The sequence below is a fragment of the Flammeovirga sp. MY04 genome (assembly GCF_001682195.2).
In the GTDB taxonomy this organism is placed as follows: Bacteria; Bacteroidota; Bacteroidia; order Cytophagales; family Flammeovirgaceae; genus Flammeovirga; species Flammeovirga yaeyamensis.
This window is the reverse complement of the sequence record NZ_CP003560.2, coordinates 3203381-3224242: the sequence shown is the minus strand read 5'-3', so window position 1 is coordinate 3224242 and position 20862 is coordinate 3203381. Positions and strand designations below refer to the sequence as shown.

The 20862-nt window shown below is 35.7% G+C and carries 12 protein-coding genes; 10 read left to right on the top strand and 2 right to left on the bottom strand.

What is annotated here, in order from left to right; translation table 11 throughout:
- Window positions 1-111: 111 nt before the first annotated feature.
- The 4 genes from MY04_RS12965 (at window position 112) to MY04_RS12950 (ending at window position 4668) form a co-directional block, all read left to right on the top strand.
- On the top strand, window positions 112-507 hold the full coding sequence (locus tag MY04_RS12965) for a hypothetical protein (protein ID WP_066210179.1): 396 nt from the start codon (window positions 112-114) through the stop codon (window positions 505-507).
- Window positions 508-801: 294 nt separating this feature from the next.
- Window positions 802-1737 (top strand): DUF1989 domain-containing protein, encoded by a 936-nt coding sequence (locus tag MY04_RS12960; RefSeq protein WP_084006015.1) that lies wholly within the window; start codon window positions 802-804, stop codon window positions 1735-1737.
- 127 nt (window positions 1738-1864) lie between these two features.
- Window positions 1865-2422: an ECF-type sigma factor gene (locus tag MY04_RS12955; RefSeq protein WP_066210177.1), complete on the top strand. Its 558-nt coding sequence runs from the start codon at window positions 1865-1867 to the stop codon at window positions 2420-2422.
- The gene (locus MY04_RS12950) at window positions 2422-4668 is read left to right on the top strand and encodes a serine/threonine-protein kinase (protein ID WP_066210176.1); all 2247 of its coding nucleotides are present in this window, start codon (window positions 2422-2424) and stop codon (window positions 4666-4668) included. Before MY04_RS12955 ends, MY04_RS12950 begins: the two co-directional genes overlap by 1 nt.
- Before the next feature lie 20 nt (window positions 4669-4688).
- Here MY04_RS12950 and MY04_RS12945 read toward each other — a convergent pair whose 3' ends face one another.
- Window positions 4689-5117 carry a MerC domain-containing protein gene (locus MY04_RS12945; RefSeq protein ID WP_066210175.1) on the bottom strand — a complete coding sequence of 143 codons (429 nt, stop codon included), beginning with the start codon at window positions 5115-5117 and terminating at the stop codon, window positions 4689-4691.
- A 600-nt stretch (window positions 5118-5717) separates the two neighbouring features.
- Between MY04_RS12945 and MY04_RS12940 the strand changes: the two genes are divergently transcribed.
- Complete coding sequence (locus MY04_RS12940) at window positions 5718-6686, top strand: DUF1989 domain-containing protein (RefSeq protein WP_066210174.1); 969 nt, start codon at window positions 5718-5720, stop codon at window positions 6684-6686.
- A 115-nt stretch (window positions 6687-6801) separates the two neighbouring features.
- Window positions 6802-7296, top strand: a complete 495-nt coding sequence (locus tag MY04_RS12935) for a transporter suffix domain-containing protein (protein ID WP_066210173.1) — start codon at window positions 6802-6804, stop codon at window positions 7294-7296.
- 319 nt (window positions 7297-7615) lie between these two features.
- Here the strand turns inward: MY04_RS12935 and MY04_RS12930 are convergent, their stop codons facing one another.
- Entirely contained in the window at window positions 7616-9637 is a 2022-nt protein-coding gene (locus MY04_RS12930) for a M13 family metallopeptidase (protein ID WP_066210172.1), read from the bottom strand.
- 269 nt (window positions 9638-9906) lie between these two features.
- Between MY04_RS12930 and MY04_RS12925 the strand changes: the two genes are divergently transcribed.
- The 4 genes from MY04_RS12925 to MY04_RS12910 all read left to right on the top strand — a co-directional run bounded on the left by MY04_RS12925 (window position 9907) and on the right by MY04_RS12910 (window position 20409).
- On the top strand, window positions 9907-11484 hold the full coding sequence (locus tag MY04_RS12925; RefSeq protein WP_066210171.1) for a SulP family inorganic anion transporter: 1578 nt from the start codon (window positions 9907-9909) through the stop codon (window positions 11482-11484).
- A gap of 535 nt (window positions 11485-12019) precedes the next feature.
- Window positions 12020-16003: a starch-binding protein gene (locus tag MY04_RS12920; protein ID WP_158297691.1), complete on the top strand. Its 3984-nt coding sequence runs from the start codon at window positions 12020-12022 to the stop codon at window positions 16001-16003.
- Window positions 16004-16452: 449 nt separating this feature from the next.
- Window positions 16453-18087, top strand: a complete 1635-nt coding sequence (locus MY04_RS12915; protein WP_158297690.1) for a DUF6377 domain-containing protein — start codon at window positions 16453-16455, stop codon at window positions 18085-18087.
- Between the two features lie 174 nt (window positions 18088-18261).
- A complete protein-coding gene (locus MY04_RS12910; protein ID WP_066210168.1) occupies window positions 18262-20409 on the top strand; it encodes a glycoside hydrolase family 97 protein in 2148 nt (715 codons plus the stop codon).
- Window positions 20410-20862: the final 453 nt, after the last annotated feature.

Genomic DNA, 20862 nt, shown 5'->3' with positions numbered 1-20862 from the left:
TTTTTATGCTCTTTTGATATCAAAAAGAAGCATTCTTTATTTTTTTTTACTTTTTCTGGTGACATTTTAAACCCCTAGATATAAGAGAGTGAATCAAAAAAAACATCTCTTATGAAAAAGTTTCATTTACTATTCTCCGGTCTATTTGTATTTTTCTCATTGGTTTTTTCTTTAATGGTAAAAGCAGACAACACGATACCTGCCGATGATAAAAAAGAAATTATTCAAGAATTTAATGCTCAGTTTGAAATGGGTAGAGCCACCTATCAAGGTGATTTAATATTTGTAGAAATGGATATTAAAGCTTTATCAGAAATGTTAGGTTGGGCTCCAGATATGTTTGAGGAATATTGCGATACAGCTAATGGTCAGGAGACCTTTAAATTGTTTTGTGATTATGTGAAAGAATCCCATGGTTTTGAATTTGAAAAATCAGGTTTCAAGGAGATTCAAATCTCTTTAATGAAAAATGATGAGGTAGTTCAAACCTATCAAGATAAGATATAACTAAGGGGGAATCAGAGATCATCAATGAATGAACGAAAATAGTGTTTAGATGATGATTGACACTGATTCTTACCCGTTTAATTACTCTGAACCTGGCAGCTTCCATTTATTTGGGAGCTGCTTTTTTATATCCATATTTACATTTTTTGGAAACAAGGAAATATTCTACCTCCCCATATTTCCAAGTTTTGGAAATATGGCATGAAGAAAAAATTTAAAAAAAGTTTTAGGGGTTTTGAATTAGATCCCGCCTATGTAGGTGAAAGACAATTAAAAATTAAAATTTCTTCAATTATGTGTAATCAAACAGAAAACAAAGCCAATTATCAAGCAGATGTAGATCCAGTAAAATCTTACCAAGAAAAGTGTAAGGTGAATTACGATTTTTATAACCGAGTGATCGATACAAAAGGAAATCGTAAAGAAATATATTCGGACATGATCTTACCTCATACAGGAAATGCTTTTCCTCTTAAGAAAGGTCAGGTAATTCGTTTCGAACAACGTCCAAGTCTTCATAATGGAAGAACACAGATCTTAGATGTTCAGTTTGTGACTCCCGATTTATCGCAATGGAGTGATCATTTGAATAATGGTCCTATTGAGGGATTAAACTTGAAATTATTCTCTGGTGTTTGGACGCAAAGTAAATACATGGAGAAAATTGCTACTGTAGTGGCCGATGAGTTCCCCTATGAATTACTTGATAATAAAGATACAGCACATATGTTTTTTGCGGCCCACTGTTGCCCAGAGTGGATTGAGATGACCCACGGTGCCGAAGCCAACGTAAACAGCTGTCATGAAAACTTTATTCATGGATTTAGTAGAATTCCAGCCATTCAGGCGATTGAAGATCCTGAGGAAAGAAAGAGAATTGTACAGTTTTTTGCTGATAAAAACGACATCAATATTTTTCAAGGGAATCGATTTGGTCAGGATGAAAATGGTATGACAAGATGTTTCTTATCGCCATCTCCCACAGTTCCTGATGGCACAGGAGTAGAGTTTTATGCCGAAAAAGATTGTTATGTGGTGGTAAGTAATTGCCCTTATGCAGATCAGGCATTACCTTTCCCCGAGGCAGATCCAAATCCGGTTTACATTACAGTAGAAGACACAGGCATTGCACCATATTCTAACAATCATTTAAATATTAACCATGGTTGGGAAAATAAAATTTATGATCGAATCTTCTCAAAAGATGTATCGGCTAAACCGATGATCTAATAAGTAGATTTAGAAAAAATATGGGCGTTGCTTTGCAACGTCCACTTCGTTATCATCATTGCATTTAATTCATCGTTTACTTTCTAATTATAATTCGTTACTTTAGTTACCCTAATTCACTTTCACTATGGAAAAAAATAATATCACTCAGATTCTAAACAGTAAGACAGATAAGGATAGAACAGATAAGATTTATCCACTGGTTTACGATAATCTTCATTTAATATCAGAAAAGCTTTTTCAAAGAGAAAGAGCAGGACATACGCTTCAGCCAACATTGTTGGTGAATGAAGCTTTTATGAATCTCGTGGATGAAGACAGTATTGAGTGGCAGGGAAGAACCCATTTTTATGCCTTAGGAGCAAGAGCCATCAGAAGAATATTAGTGGATCATGCCCGTACCAAAAATACCGCTAAAAGAGGAGGTGATTGGCATAAAGTCGACTTGGAAAAAACAGTAGCTTTTTCACCAGAAAGAGGAGATATGGCTTTAGCTCTAGATGAAGCTATTGAACACCTCAAAGAAAAACACGAACGTCAGGCAACTGTTGTAGAATTAAAATTCTTCGGAGGAATGAAAATGCAAGAGATTGCAGATGAATTAGGAGTATCTATCAAAACTGTTGAGGTGGATTGGACAGTTGCCAAACAGTGGATCAAAATGTTTTTAACGAAGGAAGTATAATGTCGGATGACTTACATTTAAAAGCAACCGAACTTTTTAGTCAGGTCATGGAACTTCCCAAAGAGGAAGCTATCAAATACATCAAAAATCAAACGGAAGAAGATACTGCATTGAGGGAGTACACCTTGAAGCTGTATCTTTCTTTTGTTCAGGAACAAGAGAACTTTGGTGATGTTGAACAGGAAGAAGCAACTGTTGAAACATCACCTTTGTTGCAAAAGGAGATTACTGAAAAAACGATTCAAAAAACAAAGACACGGTTTCCAATAAAAGATAAAAAAACGTGGCTGATTGTGTCTGTGATCACTTTTCTAATTCTTTTAGGGTATGTGTATGGTACCATTATTCGAAACAAACTTATCAGTAATGAGACTCGAGAGCATGTGGCCTTTTTAGACGCTCAGGAATCTATTTTAAATCACTGGATCAAGAGCGAAAAACTAAAGGTACAAGATCTGTCAACTGCTCCCACAGTCATTAATATTGCCCAGGAATTACAAACTTTATACGAAAAAAACGGAGATACCTATTTTACATCAGATGATCGAAAATTAGCTGAGCTTACTCAAAGGTTAAAGAAAATAAGTCAGAGAGAGCAGCTTTTAGGGATGAGTATCATTCAAGCCAAAAGTCCAATCACTTTAATAAGTACTGGATTACTCGATGAGGAAGGAGATATTTCCATTCTCACTGGAGAAATGTTGGCAGAGGGTGCTTATAGAAATTACCTGAAGGTAATAAAAGGAGAGACTGTATTTGTGCCTCCAATGGAGCTTTCTGATCAAGTATTTAGTTTAGAAAATGAGTTGGACCAATACACGGCAGAATGTCATTTTGCTACTCCGATTATGGTCAATAACCAACTTATAGCGGTGCTTACAATGAGTTTATCCGCCGATAAAACATTTAGCGAGTTATTTCAAAATGCCCTTCAGGAGCAATCGACTAATGTGTACGCTTTCAATCGGTCGGGTATAGTTTTGAGTAGTACTTGGAAAGATCAATCAAAAGGTATTTTTAACGATCCGCTGACGATTAAACTAAAGTATAATAATCAAACTACAGCTTTGTTGTATGGGGTGGAAGAAGATTTAGAAAAAGAGTCACCACAAAATCATGGGCAAATTTTAGCAGGATATCCAGATTATTTAGGTGATGAAGTAGTGGGAGCATGGAAATGGTTTCCCGATTTAAATATTGGTTTGATCTACGAAAGAAACAAAGGAGAGTTCTATCAATCTGTCCATCTATTTGATGTTACTTTCTTGCTTGCTGTAGTCCTTATTATCGTTTTTGGAGTGATTATTATCCGAAGCGATATGCAATTGAATTTACTGAATAAAAAGATCTCGAAGTTACAGCAATTGGGACAATATCAGTTAGTCGAAAAGATTGGAGAAGGTGGATTTGGTGAGGTATATAAGGGTGAACATCAATTACTCAAGCAGCCTGTTGCTGTTAAACTATTGAAGAAGGAATTGAATGGTACCGATGCGCTCGATCGATTTAAAAAAGAAGTGATGGTGACGGCATCATTAAATCACCCTAACACCATAAAAGTATATGATTACGGACATAATAATAAGCATCAATTTTATTATGTGATGGAATACTTAGAGGGAATTTCCTTAGAAAATTTGCTTTATCATAACAAAGAAATTAGTGTTGGACGAGGAGTTTATATTTTACTTCAGGTGAGTTATAGTTTGAAGGAAGCACATCAGAAAGGACTTTTACATCGAGATATTAAACCTGCTAATATTATGGTGTGTAATCAAGGAGGTGCCTGCGATACCATCAAATTACTTGATTTTGGATTGGTGAAAGATCAGAATACGACCATGAGTCAGCAAACCAAAATTAATAGAATAGGAGGTACACCAATGTTTATGGCACCCGAACGTTTACACGATCCATTTAATGCAGATGTTCGCCAAGATATTTATGCCCTAGGGGCGGTTGGTTTATACATGTTCTCGGGCAAATATATTGTGGAATTGATTTCTCAAAAGATGCTTCAAGGGGAAGACTCGATTCAGTCACTCCTTCAGGATGATATCTTTGAAAGAAAGGATATCCCTTCAGAGTTGATCCACTTATTTTTTAGGAGTGTCAGCTTTAATGTTTCAGAAAGACCATCTGATGTCGACACATTTATCGAAGCATTAAAAAGCATCGCCGAACGCTATCCATGGACAGCCGACGATGCTTATAAAGAGTGGAAAAAGTTTGATGCTTATGGGTGATAATATGCTAGAAATCTATATCAAATAGCCTTTTGGTGTAGTAGTGATTTTCTAGCTTTCCAGATATTTTTAATGTGCAATCCGATTAAAGAAATTGATGCTCCATAGGATATCAAACTTAATTCAATCGGCTCAAAACCTATGTATTTTGATATTGTAGTGGATAAATACGCTAAGTAGCATATCCACATTAATTTAGAGTGTGTATGTTTAAGGCATTTTCTTGTCGCAAAGTAGACCGCTACTCCGCTAACGAGTATCATAGATAAATCGACAATGCCCCAAAAATCAAAAGTGTGATGATGATGTCCGTGATGGGCATGATGAGAAATAAACGAACTCCCTAATATTATTCCCGAAGTCAGTAGACAATGGACCAAACAAATCAATGATCCAGTAATTCCAATCTGATCCGAATTTTTTTCTAAAGTGTTTTTGAAAGAGCACATGATGATAATTTTTTGATGAAACAATGGAAGGTTTTGATGCCTTCATTACCATATGCGGGAAAGATTGGGAAAGCCCTATTTTTTAAGGTAGGAGGTAGCAGGTAGTAGGTAGCAGGTTTGGTTCGCTCCTCTGTTTTTGTAGGGATCGAGCAAATGGTTCGTGCAATAAAAAATCAAAATGTTACTTTATTTCATGATAGAAATTGATATTTAATAAAAAATTAAAGCCTAAATTTTTTAGAGCCTATCTATATATAAAGATTACTTTTTACCTCTTACCTCTTACCTCTTACTTAAAAAACTATCTCATGGAATAAATTCCCAGGCTATCAATACCCTAACCGAAATAAAAACTCTAACCTCTTAGTTATTAGTTATTACCTATTACTTAAAAAACCGATCATTAACTTTGCTACCTGCTACCTGCTACCTGCTACCTGCTACCTGCTACCTGCTACCTGCTACCTACTCCCTACTCCCTCCCTAACAACATCAAAAAAGTCTATTATGTTAATGAAACCCAACAAAATAGAGGTTTCCCCCCACACCCCCGCCTATGTTGGTGAATACGAATTAATCACAATTTAAAATCTATCAATTATGTGTAATAAAAGTTATAACGCCGACATCGATCCAGTAGAACAATTTGCAAGAGGGGTAAAGCCGAATGTAGAATTTTACGACAAAGTCATCGCTACAAAAGATAATGGAACAAGAAAATTAGTGTATGAAGATGTACTTGAGCCACATACAGGAAATTCTTTTTATGCTAAAGCTGGACAGGTAATTAGAATAGAACAAAGACCACATCAGCATAATGGAAGAACGCAGATTGCAGATATTTTATTCTTCACACCTGATTTGGAGCAATGGAGTGATCATTTAAGTACAACCGCTGTAGCTGGTTTCTCTCCATCAATTTATGGATCGCTTTGGACACAAAGTAAGTACATGGAAAAAATCGTGACAATGGTTGCAGATGAGTATCCATATGAGCTATTGGAAGATCCAGATAACAATATGAAAGTACAACATATGTTTTTCGCTGCTCACTGTAGTAAGGAATACAATATGTGTGCATACGGAAATGAGGCAGTGCATATGAATAGCTGTCATGAAAACTTTATTCAGGCATTAAATAGACTTCCTGCAATTGCAGCCATTGAAGATGAGGAGGAGAGAAAAAAGAAAGTTCAGTTTTTAGCGGATAGAAACGACTTGAATATCTTCCAACCCAATCAGATTATTCCAGATGAGGAAGGGGTAACAAGAGGTAAAATGTTCTTGAGTCCTTCGGTACCTGATGGTACAGGATTGGAATTCTACTGTGAGAAAGATTTGTACTTAGTGGCAAGTAACTGTCCTTATGCAGATCAGAACTTACCATTCCATGAGGCACAGCCCAATCCGATTTATATTCAAGTGTATGAGACTGGTATTTCACCTCACTCAGAAGATCACTTGGGTATGGTAAAAGGTGATCAATGGGAAGAGTTAGTATATGATAAATTCAAAACTGGGGAAAAAGACATTTCTGTTCGTACTCCAGAGAGTTTCAATAATCTATAACACTAAGTATCGAATCTAAAGTAATTAAAAACCCACGATTTCAATCGTGGGTTCTCAAAATTAATTACTGCAGGTTCAATCAACTAATTCTAATTTTTAATTAAAATCAATTACTATGAAAACATCATTAAAAAGTAAGATAGGGATAGCCTTCGTTATCCTTGGTTTTATTAGTCCGGTATTTGGTTTGATCGTTCCTTTATTCGGCTTTAACACCACAATCACAGCATCATTAGTTACTTTTTTCTTGGTTGGAGGACCAGAAATATTTCTTCTTATTGGAGGCTTATTAGCTGGTAAAGAAGGAGTACAACTGGTAAAAGGAAAGGTAAAAAAATTATTTGGTCTTCCTGAAGAAGATTATCCTGCGAGTTCCACTCAATATAGAATTGGTGTAGTATGTATATTATTATGGTTATTCTTAGTTATTTTCCCAGGCTACATTCCTCATATTTTTGAGATGCCTTTAGTAAGAGATAATTTATTCTATCTTTCTATAGGAACCGACCTTTTATTAATTCTTGGCGTATTTGTATTTGGTGGTCATCAGATGATTACCAAAATAAGTGAGATCATACGTTGGCAGCCATGGAAATTAGGTAGTAAGTAGCAGGTAGTAGGTAGTAGGTAGTAGGTAGCAGGTTTGGTTCGCTCCTCTGTTTTTGTAGGGTTTCGTGTAAGCTGAATGGTTGTCCGAGGAACTAATGTCATCTTGATGATTACTAAAAAACGACAATAAAAGTTTAGTTTAAAGTAATTATCTCAATAAAAACAAGCGTTAACTTTGAACCTACTACCTGCTACTTGCTACCTACTACCTTAAAAAAAAGTCCCACTCAACATCAAAATTGAGTGGGACTTTTTATATTTTATCAGATAGTGACAGATAAAACCTGCTACCTACTACCTGCTACTTACTACCTATTAAATTACCATACTTTCGCTCTCTTCTCAGGGGCTACATACATTTTATCACCTTTTTTGATGTGGAATGCCTCATAGAAAGGATCAAAATCTGATAATGGGCCAGTTGCTCTGAACTGACCAGGAGAGTGAGGGTCAGTCATGATTTGGTTTCTTAGTGCTTCTTCTCTAGATTTTGTTCTCCAGATAGTTGCCCAAGAAAGGAAGAAACGTTGTTCTGGAGTGAAACCGTCAATCATACCTGGCTTTTCAGCTTGTAGAGATAAGTATCTTTGTAAGCCATCATAAGCTACAGCAACACCTCCGATATCGGCAATGTTTTCGCCTAAAGTAAGTTCACCGTTAATGTGTAATTCTTCCAAAGGATAGTAACCGTTGTATTGGTCGATAACCATTTGTGCTTTACCTTGGAAAGTTTCACCATCTTCTTTTGTCCACCAATCTTGCATTTCACCTTTAGCATCAAAACGTCTACCTTGGTCGTCAAAACCATGAGAAATTTCATGACCGATAACTGCACCAATACCACCATAGTTTACAGCTTCATCAGCTTTGTAGTTATAGAATGGAGGTTGAAGAATTGCGGCAGGGAATACAATTTCGTTGTATAAAGGATTATAGTAAGCATTTACTGTTTGAGGAGTCATACCCCATTTTGTTTTATCTACAGGCTTACCATATTCAGCAAAGTTTTTCTTTGTTTCGTAGATGCTAGAGTTCACGATGTTTTGGAAATATTCTCCTTTTTTGATTTCCAAGTTCTCATAAGTTTCCCATTTATCAGGGTAACCGATTTTTACAGTAAAGTTGGCTAATTTATTTAATGCTTTTTCTTTTGTTTCAGCACTCATCCAATCCACTTTTTTGATACGCTCAGCAAAAGCTTCCTTGATGTTGTTGACCATTTTCTCTGCTTTCTCTTTTGCTTCAGCAGGGAATTCAGTTTCCACATATAATTTACCTACAGCGAACCCTAGAGTAGAGTTTGTTGTTCCTAAAACTCTCTTCCATCTTGGACGGTTTTCTTCCAAACCTCTCATTTTCTTACCGTAGAAGTCAAAGCTTTCGTTCACGAATTCAGAACTTAAGTAAGGAGCTGCTTCGTGGATAATGTGCCACTTTAAGTAGTTCTTTATCGTTTTAATATTTGTATTTACTAAGATTGAATCAAGCTTTTCAAAGTAAATTGGGTGATTAACTATGATTTTTTCAGCAGGAACATCAATATGTTTTAAATACGTTGACCAATTGATTGTTTTGCATTTTCCTTGAAGTTCAGCAACAGTCATAGGATTGTACTGAGTTCTTGGATCACGAGCTTCAACAGGAGTTTTATTAAATTCGGCTAAAGCATTCTCTAAATCAAAGATTTTTTGAGATTGTTTCTTTACCCCAATTTTTCTCATCATGTTTTCGATGTGCTGAACATATTGCTCTCTTTTAGCAACAGAAGCTGAATCATCTTTCGTATAGTAATCCTTATTTGGAAGACCTAAACCAGCATACCCTAAGTAAAGTGATTGTATTTTAGAATCTTTTAGATCTTGATAAACACCCATACCAAAGAATACTGAAGTACTAGAGTCGTGTAATTTTTCTAAAACTTCTTGTAAGTCATCTAACGATTTAATTTTATCTACCTCAGCTAAGTAAGGCTTCACTGGTGAATAACCTAATTTTTCGATAGTAGCTGAATCCATACCGCTTTCATACATGAAAACTGCTTTTTCTTGATCAGAACCATTTGCAAGCTTACCCGATTCAGCGGCATCATTTAATACTCTTAAAGTTGCTTTTTCGTTTCTTTCGCGAAGTTCATCAAAGCTACCCCAACGACCACGGTCAGCAGGGATTTCTGCTTTTTTCATCCATCCACCGTTAGCAAAGTTGTAAAAATCTTCGCCAGGTTTTACGGACGTATCCATATTGTTTAAATCTAATGCTTTGTCTTGTGCGTGACTAGTTGTAGAAAACAATCCGAACATCAAAAGAGATGCACCAATTGTACTTCTTAAAGTGAGTTTCATATTATAATTAATGTTTAAAATGTGTTTCAATACAAATGTATAAAAATCAAACTTAACAATTGTATTAAAAATAAAGTGAAAAACTTAGTTTAAATTTTTAATATATTTTAAGATGACTCTTTTCTATTAGAGATTTATTATGTCTTCAAAATCTCCTTCAATTTTCGTATCTTACAGATATATAAACGATTAGATTATTGATATTATAAACTACCTTCTTCAGTTAATGACTACTTTAGCTTTTAACTGTACTTAACCAAAAAATAACTATGAAAGAACAACAACAAATATTGAATTATCTTAAAAGTGATATACCTTCTAGTATCGTCGTTTTTTTAGTCGCCGTCCCATTATGTTTAGGCATTGCATTGGCATCCGGTGCTCCTTTATTTTCTGGTATTATTGCTGGAATTGTTGGAGGAATAATAGTCACTTCTATTAGTGGATCTCAATTAGGAGTAAGTGGACCCGCTGCAGGATTGGCAGTAATTGTCTTAAATGCTATCAATGAATTAGGAGCATTTGAAACTTTCCTTTTAGCCGTGGTGATCGCAGGAGTGTTACAAATTTTTCTCGGAGTATTAAAAGCAGGAGTTATTGGCTATTATTTTCCATCTTCTGTAATAAAAGGCATGTTGACAGGGATTGGTTTAATTATCTTTTTAAAACAAATTCCTCATGCTGTTGGCTATGACGCTGACCCAGAAGGTGATTTTGCCTTTTTTCAAGTAGATGGACATACTACTTTTTCTGAGCTTTGGTATATGACAGAATCGATTACTTGGGGTTCGGTAGTGATCACATTGGTGTCTTTAATTATTTTGATATCATGGGAAAGACCTTTCATCAAAAACTCTTTTTTGAAAATGGTACCAGGACCACTTTTAGCTGTAGCAATCGGGATCATTTTAAACGTATGGTTTGATGATATCCCAGTGTTAGACATTACTTCCGAGCATTTAGTCGCCATACCTGTAGCAGGTTCTTTTGGTGAGTTTTTCAATCAATTTACCTTACCTGATTTTAATCAATTAGCCAACACCCAAGTATATGTTGTTGCATTTACCATTGCAGTGGTAGCAAGTTTAGAGACACTTCTTTCAGTTGAAGCTACTGATAAATTGGATCCACAAAAAAGAGTCACTCCCACAAACCGAGAATTGGTAGCACAAGGGGTTGGGAATATCGTTTCGGGTATGATTGGAGGATTACCTGTAACACAAGTTATTGTCCGGTCATCGGCTAATATTCAATCGGGTGGACGAACAAGGTTATCTGCTTTTTTACATGGTGTATTGATTTTGATTTGTGTGATGGTTATTCCCAAAGTGCTTAATCTTATCCCATTATCCTCTTTAGCTGCTATTTTATTAGTAATTGGCTATAAACTGATCAACCCCAAACAGTTTAAAGAATTATACAAGAAAGGAATTAACCTTTTCCTACCTTTTATAGTGACCGTTTTAGGTATAGTATTTACCGATTTATTAAGAGGTATCGGTTTAGGTATGGCTGTTGGTATTATCAATATCTTATGGAATAATTTCAAAATTCCTTATCACTTAGATCCTGAAAATATAAAATTGAATAACCCATTGATTATTCATTTAGCTGAAGATGTGAGTTTCTTGAATAAGGCAAGTATTTTGAGAACGCTTAATAAAATTCCAGATGGGATGGAAGTAATCATTGATGCATCAAAAAATCATTCTATACATCCTGATGTATTAGAAATAATTGATGATTTTCAAGAAACTGCTTCCAAACGAAATATTAAAATTTCTAAGATAGGTTTTGATAAAATTGGTAATTACGACCCAGAAGATGATTTTCAAAAAATGTTTTAGAATAAGAACTTAAATATCATTCGTTACACAGATTCTAATTATGTAACGAATGATTATTTATAGTTCCATATCTTCTCTAGTGCTAGTCTCCTGACTAGTACCAGCGTTATGAGGAGCGTACTATTAGTAAAAGAGTACACGAGGTCGGGAGACCTCTACCGTTTGTAGGCACCGATGACACTTCGCTTAACATCGGCGCCAGTTGTCCCACTAACTCCTAATTCCTAACTCCTAGTTTCTATCAAAAATTCTCTAATTTCAATATTCTATCAACTCACCTCTTACTTCTTCCCTCTTACTTCTTACTTCCCCCTAAAACCTTCTCAAACATCATCAAATCAATCTTTTTTATCAATTTCCCCGAAGACTCCTCCTCGTCCTTCTAACTATCGACCCGTACCATTTCTTCAAATGCACTCATTTTTCTATTAATGGAACGCTTAAATAAAGTGTAAACTCTACTATTGTATTGTTCCCGCTAGCAAACGACTACTAACACTTTTTTGCTAACACTTTATTTTATGAAAGTATGAAAATGAAAAAACTATTATTACTTCTGTGCTTACTAAGTATGGGGTTGGGTAGCAGCTATGCCCAAAATGATTTTAGAGAGGAGTCTATTTACTTCCTCTTAACTACTCGATTCTTTGATGGAGATCCGAGTAACAACCGTCCGAACGAATGGAGTTCGTACAATCCGGATCCAGAGATCAATCCAGCGATTACAGATCCAAATGATGTGACATGGAAAGGAGATTTCAAAGGACTAATCGAAAAACTAGATTATATCCAAGATCTTGGATTTACAGCAATTTGGATTACTCCAATTGTACAAAACTGGTCACCATTGGATTATCATGGTTATCATGCTTATGATTTTACTAAGGTAGACCCTCGTTTGGAATCTCCTGGAGCAACATTCCAAGACCTTATTAATGAGGTACATGCAAGAGACATGAAAATTGTATTGGATGTAGTGACGAATCATGCCGGTCGTTTTGGTATTAAAGGTCAGGCAGAGATTAAGTACAATACAGATACTTCTCAAGTATGGGGTCAAGATTTAGAAGGCAACCCTTTACAACCTAATCCAAATTGGGAGTACGATGGTATGACGCCTAACCCGGATGATGGTTTAATTTGGAGTAGAGCAAATATTCCTACAATGCCAGCACCTTATAACGAGAACTTAGAGTTATATAATTGGCCTTCAACTCAATCGTATGTAGATACTACTGATCCAGAATGGTATCACCATAGTGGAAATGGTTTTGCACAAGGTTGGGACGATACCGAAAACCTTTATAATAGAGCTTTGGCAGGGGATACACCCGATTTAAATACATCATCTCCAGTAGTGAGAGAGTATTTGGTAAATGCCTACAAGACTTTTATCGAAATGGGTGTGGATGCATTCCGTTGGGATACCATCAAACACATGAGTAAAGAAGATGTATTGTATTTCTTAGATGAGTTTAAAAAAATCAATCCTGATTTATTCGTATTTGGTGAGGTTGCTCAAAAACGTCATGAGTTACATAGTATTGAAGAAATCAACCCTCACTGGTACACTTGGAGAGGAGCAACTAACGCTTCTGAGCCATCAGGAATGGCCGTAATTGACTTTTATGCTGAAGCTAGTTTCCATGGTCCATTCGAGTACGGGGAAGGTTTCGCAGGAGTAAAAGCTGCCGATCGTTATGATCATTTGTATGCGGATCCATCAACCAACTTATTATGGTTAGATAACCATGACTTTGGTCCAAATAACGACTGGAACAAGCGTTATGGAGGAACCGATGAAAACTTAGCAGCATGTTTGAACTTCATGTTTACATGGAGAGGTATTCCAATTGTGTATTATGGTACTGAGATGCGTTTTATGTCGGGGGCATATGCCGATATTCATGATGCATCAGGGATTACTAAATCTATTAATGAGACGGGTAGAGCTTATTATGGTGACGTAATGGATCAAGCTCCTAGCCATAAAATCTATAAGCATATCCAGAAATTGAATGCCATGAGAAGTGCAATTCCGGCACTGCAGAAAGGTGAATGGAGATGGGATGGATCAAGTGCAGGTAATGCAGTTGGTTTTGTTAGAAAGTATGGTGATAGCGAAGTGGCTGTTGGTTTAGCAAAAGATGGCTCTGCTAGTTTCACTTTCTCTGGTTTAACAAATGGAGTATATAGAGATGCCGTAACAGGTGCTGAATATGCAGTATCGAATGGTTCTTTAACTTGTAATGTAGAGTCGGGATCAGCAGCAGTATATGTTTTAAATGGTCCAGGTCGAATTGGTTCAAATGGTCAAGGTTTCTTCCAAGCAGGCGAAGGTGGACCAGGCAAACCATTTGTTCAAGGTTCTCCATCTCCAGGTAGATACACAGATCCGATTGAAGTGTCTTTATCTGCTACATTAGGTGCAGGTGCTCCATATACTATTTACTATACAACTGATGGTTCTCTTCCTTCGGTAGCTAGTACTCGATATGATGGTGTGAAAATTCCTATCGCTAGCGATTTAGATATCAAAGCCATTGCATTTGATAAAGATGGTAATCAATCAGATGTAATTACTTTATCCTATAGAATTGGAGAAGTACAAGGTTTAGAAGTGTATTTCAAAAAGCCTGATTCGTGGAATAGTGTCAATGTGCATTATTGGAATGAAACTCCAGCAGGAGCATTACCTCCATCAAATTGGCCAGGTCCAAACATGATGGAATATCAAGATGGTTGGTATAAATATGTATTTGAGGAAACAGAATCTGTTAATCTATTATTTAGCGATAATTCTGCAAATAAAACAGAAGATCTAACAAGAAGTAGTAACGGATGGTACAAAGATGGTCAGTGGTACAATGAATGTCCGGATTGTGTTCCTGTAGAGCCTAAAGCACCGACATTATCATATACTCAGAATGGAGCAAACATCAATCTGACAGCTACAGAGAATGGAGTAATACATTATACAGTAGACGGAACAGATCCAACATCAGCATCAGATGTTACTTCTGGAGCAGTAACACTTACCGGAACAGAAGGAGAAACAGTTACTTTAAAAGCAATTGCTATTAATGAAGTAGGTTCATCTAACATTGTGTCTACATCATATACTTTCCCAATTATTCCTGAAGGTGGAATGACGGTATATTTTAAACCTACAAGTTGTAACGATCCAAAAATTTATTTCTGGGGAGTTGAAAATGGTAGTATGACTACCACATGGCCTGGTGAAAGCATGATTCCTTCTTCTAAATATGAAGGATTCTATGAAGCTACTTTAGATGGTACTTGTACGAATTTGATTCTTCTTTGTGGTTCTACTAAAATTACAGGAGATGAAATGAGTATTTGTGGTGATGTTTGGTATGTTGAAGGTGAGGGATGGGTTCCTGAACCAATCATTGAAGATGTTCCAGATACCGAAGCACCTACTTTAGATATTTCACCAGGATCAGGATCATATGTGGGTAGTGTCTCAGTGACTATTTCAGCGACTGATGATCGCGATAGTTCTCCAACTATCTATTATACAACAGATGGAAGTATGCCAAATATGTCTTCTACTTCAGCAGAAAGTACTGTAACATTTACTGTTACTGAAGATATGACAGTGAAAGCTATTGCGATGGATGATTCTAGTAATATCTCCACAATGCAGACAGCAGACTATGTGATTACACAACCAACAGGTGGATTTACTGTTCATGCTTATGGGTATACTATGATTCATCATTGGAATGCTACTCCGGCAGGTAGTTTTGCGAGCAGTACTTGGCCTGGCGCTAATCTGCAAGATGAAGGAGATGGATGGTACAGTTTCACTTTCCCTGAAACAGTGGAATCTACAAACTTATTGTTCCATGGAAATGGACAAACGCCGGACATGTCAAGAGATAAAGATGGTTGGTATAAAGACGGAGTTTGGTACGATCAGAAACCAACAACTGAACCTCAAAATGGTTTAACAGTTCACTTAAAAACAACTTGGGCAAGTCCAAAAGTACATTATTGGAATGCTTCTGATGGAAGCAGCTCGAATTGGCCAGGTGAAAATATGGTAAGTGAGGGCAACGGATGGTTTAAATACACTATTCCAAATGTGAGTTCGGCAAATCTATTATTCCACGATGGAAATGGAAATCAAACTTCTGATTTGAATCGTTCTTCAGAAGGTTGGTACATGGATGGTACTTGGTATGATGCTAATCCGGAAGGAAGTGGAGCAAGAACAGTTGGACAGTTCTTGGATTTAGAAGAAAGAATTCAATTGTATCCTACTCGAGTGATGAATCACTTTAAATTGAGTATCAATTTAGCAGCGGCGACTCCAGTAAATATCCGAATCCTAAATATTAATGGACAGGATGTACACCCTGCTGCTCAATTAGAATTGGATGAAGGAAGTCATTTATTAAATGTTTCCGATCTGAAAATTAAAGCAGGATTGTACTTTGTTAATATACAAGTAGGCGATCAGAGAGTGGTGAAGAAGATCGTGAAATTCTAGAACAAACTGATGGATTAGATATTTGTTTAAACAAAAAGTCTGAAAAATCTAATTTTGTGGTGTCACTTTATGAAGTGGCACCATAAATCTAGGAAATGCCCCCTGAGGAGACCTGTAATTGCCTAGATTGCAAACGTTCAATAAGTATGAAAATGAGTTAAACATAACAAACAAATTTTCACAAAATCGTTTACGATGTATGAATATTCTAAGATGATTATTCGTATACAATCATAAGCATAATTATTTTATAGAGAAATTTCGTTAGAGAAAAAGAGAATCAAAATTTGGTTCTCTTTTTTTTCTTTAAAGGAATTGAAAAGTTCTCTCCGTCCTCTTTTCAGGTTTCTAATTGGATATCTACAATATTTCTTGGAATCATTTATCTTTGTTCCAACACTTGAATTTTCGATCATTTATCAGAAATGCAAGTGAGTAAATATGAATCTATGAGAATATTATTTTTTCTTTTTATTCTTTCCTCAATAATTACCCAAGGGAAAGATTTTGATAGAGAACTGTCCGAACTCGATATCATGTTAGATGAAAGGGATACTTACGTTGAAAAACGTATTCAAGATATCAAGTATTTAAAACAGCGATTGTATAAGGAAAAATCGACTTTAATAAAGTACGAAATGTCTTTGTTGATCACACAACAATACATTCCGTACAACTCAGATTCTGCATTGCATTATGCAGAAAACACTTTAGAATTTGCCAATACGATTCAATCATCAGATTACATCATTCAAGCGAAGTTATTATTGGCTCAGGCGTATTCTTTGGTAGGGTTATACCATGAGAGTATTTTGTTATTAGACACTTTTAAAAACGAAGAAGGTCTGGGATCTTATAAAGAATTGTATCACTCTATTAATGCAAGCTTATACAACTCATTAACCTTGATGAATATTGATGGGGAATTTGGACAAAAATATAGAGATCAATGGAATTACCACGAAGAGAAAATAGTAGAGGTTACTAATAAAGAGGCTCTTTCTCACCGGTTAGCAGTATCTGAGTTATTAAAAACCAAAGGTGATTTAAACAAAGCTATTCAATATTTACAAAAGATAGTTGATGAGGTGACACCTACAGACAGAATCTATGCTCCAGCCACCTATATGATTGCAGAAGCCTATGGTCAGTTGGGAAACACTTCTCAAAAGATCAAGTATTTGATTATGTCTTCTAAATCAGATATTCAATGCGGAGTGAAAGAACATGCTTCATTAAAAGAGTTAGCAGTAGAATTATACAAAGCTGGAGAAATAAAAAGAGCATATAAATATATTAAAATTGCTTTAGACGATGCCCTTACTTCAAATACTCAATTAAGAAGGCATGAAGTACTAGAAATCTTACCATTAATCGATTCAACATATCAAGAAAGTAGAGAGCGAACCAATAGAATTATGCTTTGGTTTATTGTGGTAAGTGTTGCATTGGTATTACTGATGATGTTTTTATTATTTTTTATCCAAAAGCAAAAAAGAAAACTAGAAGACACCAATCAAGAGGTGAAGGATAAGAATCATTTATTGAGTGAATTGAATGAGGAACTTCAGTCGAGTAAAGAACAGGTTGAAGCTATCAATACACAACTTCGTTCATTTAATGAAAGACAGGAAGAGTCAATTACCAAGTACTTAAAATTGTCATCAGCTTATATCGGAAAGTTTGATGATTACCGAAAGAATTTATTACGCAAGGCGAATAAAAGTCCTAAGGATGAAATTCTGAAATTACTAAAATCAAAAGAAATCGTAGATCATGAACTCAAAGAATTCTATCATGATTTTGATAAATCCTTTTTAAAACTCTACCCAAACTTTGTGGCCGAATACAATTCTCTGATGAAAGAAGAGGCACAAATCAAATTAAAGAAAAGTGAACTACTAAATACCGAGCTAAGAGTATTTGCATTGTTACGATTAGGGATTGAAGAAAGTAGTCAGATTGCGGAGTTTTTAAGATACTCTATTACCACAATTTATAATTACAGAACCAAAGCAAGAAACAATGCATTGGCAGGGAGAGAGAATTTTGAGGTGGAATTGATGAAAATTGGTCATCAATAAATAAAAACTCGACTACTTTTTAGATGTAATAGTTGGTGTTTAAAATTCTGTTTATTAGTTTGTTATGTTCTTAAGCTAACTACTTTTTTACAACTTGTGCTATTTAAGGTGTTTTCTATACACTACTTTTGTAGCATACAGTTGAAAGAAAAGAATCTCAATAAATAAAAGAAAATGAAGAAGCTAATACTTACTATTTTATCGAGCTTTATGTTGGTGTCTCTCATCAATGCTCAAACATTAAAATCTCCAAGTGGAAATTTTACAATGACCTTTAAGGTAAATGCAGAAGGTATTCCTACTTATGCATTAGACATGGATGGTCAAGCTATAGTAAAAGAATCAAAACTTGGTTTACAATTAAAAGATGAAGAAAACCTAATTAAAGGTTTTTCTGTAGTAGATACTAAAACAGCTACTGAGGATGAAACTTGGGAACCTGTTTGGGGTGAGTCTAAAGAAATCAGAAATCACTACAATGAGTTATTAGTGAAGTTGAATCAAAAATCAACAAACAGAGAAATGTCTATTCGTTTCCGTTTGTTCGATGATGGTTTAGGTTTTAGATATGAATTCCCAGAGCAAAAGAACTTAGTTTACTTCGTAATCGAAGAAGAAAGAACTGAGTTTGCTATGGCAGGCGACCACAAAGCATGGTGGATCCCAGGTGACTACGATACACAAGAATATGACTATGTTACTTCTAAGCTTTCTGAAATTAGAGGTTTGATGAAAGAGGCTTACACTGGTAACGTATCTCAACAAGGTTTTTCTGATACAGGTGTTCAAACTGCTTTAATGATGAAATCGGATGACGGTATTTACATCAACATTCACGAAGCGGCTTTAGTAGAATATTCTTGTATGCACTTAGACCTTGATGATAAAAACTTTGTTTTCGAATCGCACTTAACTCCAGATGCTCAAGGAGTGAAAGGTTATATGCAAGCACCACGTTCTACACCTTGGAGAACAGTTATCGCAAGCAAAAATGCAGGTGATATCTTGTTATCAAAAATTACATTGAACTTGAACGAGCCATGTGCTATCGAAGATGTTTCTTGGATCAAGCCAGTAAAATACATGGGTGTTTGGTGGGAAATGATCACAGGTATGAGTCAGTGGGCTTACACTAACGATGTGCATTCTGTTCACTTAGGTAAAACAGATTACTCTAAGACAAAATCAAACGGTGTTCATGCTGCGAATACTGAGAATGTAAAAATGTATATCGACTTCGCTTCAGAACATGGATTTGACGCTTTATTGGTAGAAGGTTGGAACGAAGGATGGGAAGACTGGTTTGGTAAATCAAAAGACTATGTTTTCGATTTCGTAACTCCTTACCCTGACTTTGATGTAGCTGAAGTTCGTGACTATGCGAAATCAAAAGGTATTAAAATGATGATGCACCACGAGACTTCTGGTTCAGTAAGAAACTACGAACGTCACATGGATAAAGCATATCAGTTTATGGTAGACAATGGTTATAACTCTGTAAAATCAGGTTATGTTGGACCAATCTTACCAAGAGGTGATCATCACTACTCACAGTGGATTAACAACCACTACTTATATGCAGTGAAGAAAGCAGCGGAGTACAAAATTATGGTTAACGCTCACGAAGCAGTTCGTCCTACAGGTTTAAGCAGAACATACCCTAACTTAATCGGTAACGAGTCTGCTAGAGGTACAGAGTACGAAGCGTTTGTTGGTAACAACGTTGATCATACGACAATCCTTCCATTTACAAGATTAGTTGGTGGTCCAATGGATTACACTCCAGGTATCTTCGTTACAGATATTAGCGAGTACGAGGCAAGCAGAACTTCTTATGTAAGAACAACAATTGCACGTCAGTTAGCATTATATGTGACAATGTACTCGCCATTACAAATGGCTGCAGATTTACCTCAACACTACGCGAAGTTTATGGATGCTTTCCAATTCATCAAAGACGTAGCGATCGATTGGGATGAGTCATTAGTATTAGAAGCTGAGCCAGGTGACTACGTAACTTACGCTAGAAAAGAAAAAGGTGGCGATCGTTGGTTCGTAGGTAGAACAAACGACGAAGAGAAGAGAACATCAAACATCAAGTTTGACTTCTTGGATGCCGATAAGACATATATCGCAACAGTTTACGCTGATGCAAAAGATGCTCACTACAAAGACAATCCTCAAGCATACGAGATCAAAAAGTATGTAGTGACTTCGAAATCTAAGTTAGCTCAATTCTGTGCTCCAGGTGGTGGTTATGCTATCAGCTTAGAAGTAGCAAAGGATAAAGCAGCTACAAAAGGTATCAAGAAACTAAAATAATATTTTCAGTTGGTAGGCCCAGTCATTGACTGGGTTTACGTTACTTGATAATGTTTTTTTGATATGATGAAACTATCATCAATATCAAATTATACGATTGAGATAAATAAGATCATTTCATTTCAAGCCCTCTGATAAATGATTGATCGTTGCTAAAAATAAAAAGGGACATGTATTAAAAATACTGTCCCTTTTATTGTGTCAAAATAATGAATTGGTAATAATACCGTAATAGTGTCTTTAGGCGTTTGCGTGTCTATCATTTCAAATTATAGTTCAAATATAGTTAATGACTTTAAATAATAGTACTTTTTTAAGATTATTTTTACAATAGATGTGATTTTATCTTTAAAAAAGAACTTTTTATCTTAAATGATATTTACAATTTGATGCTAAAAATCATAATAATGTACAGAATAAAATCAGTGTAATTTTATATTTAGCATTAAAACC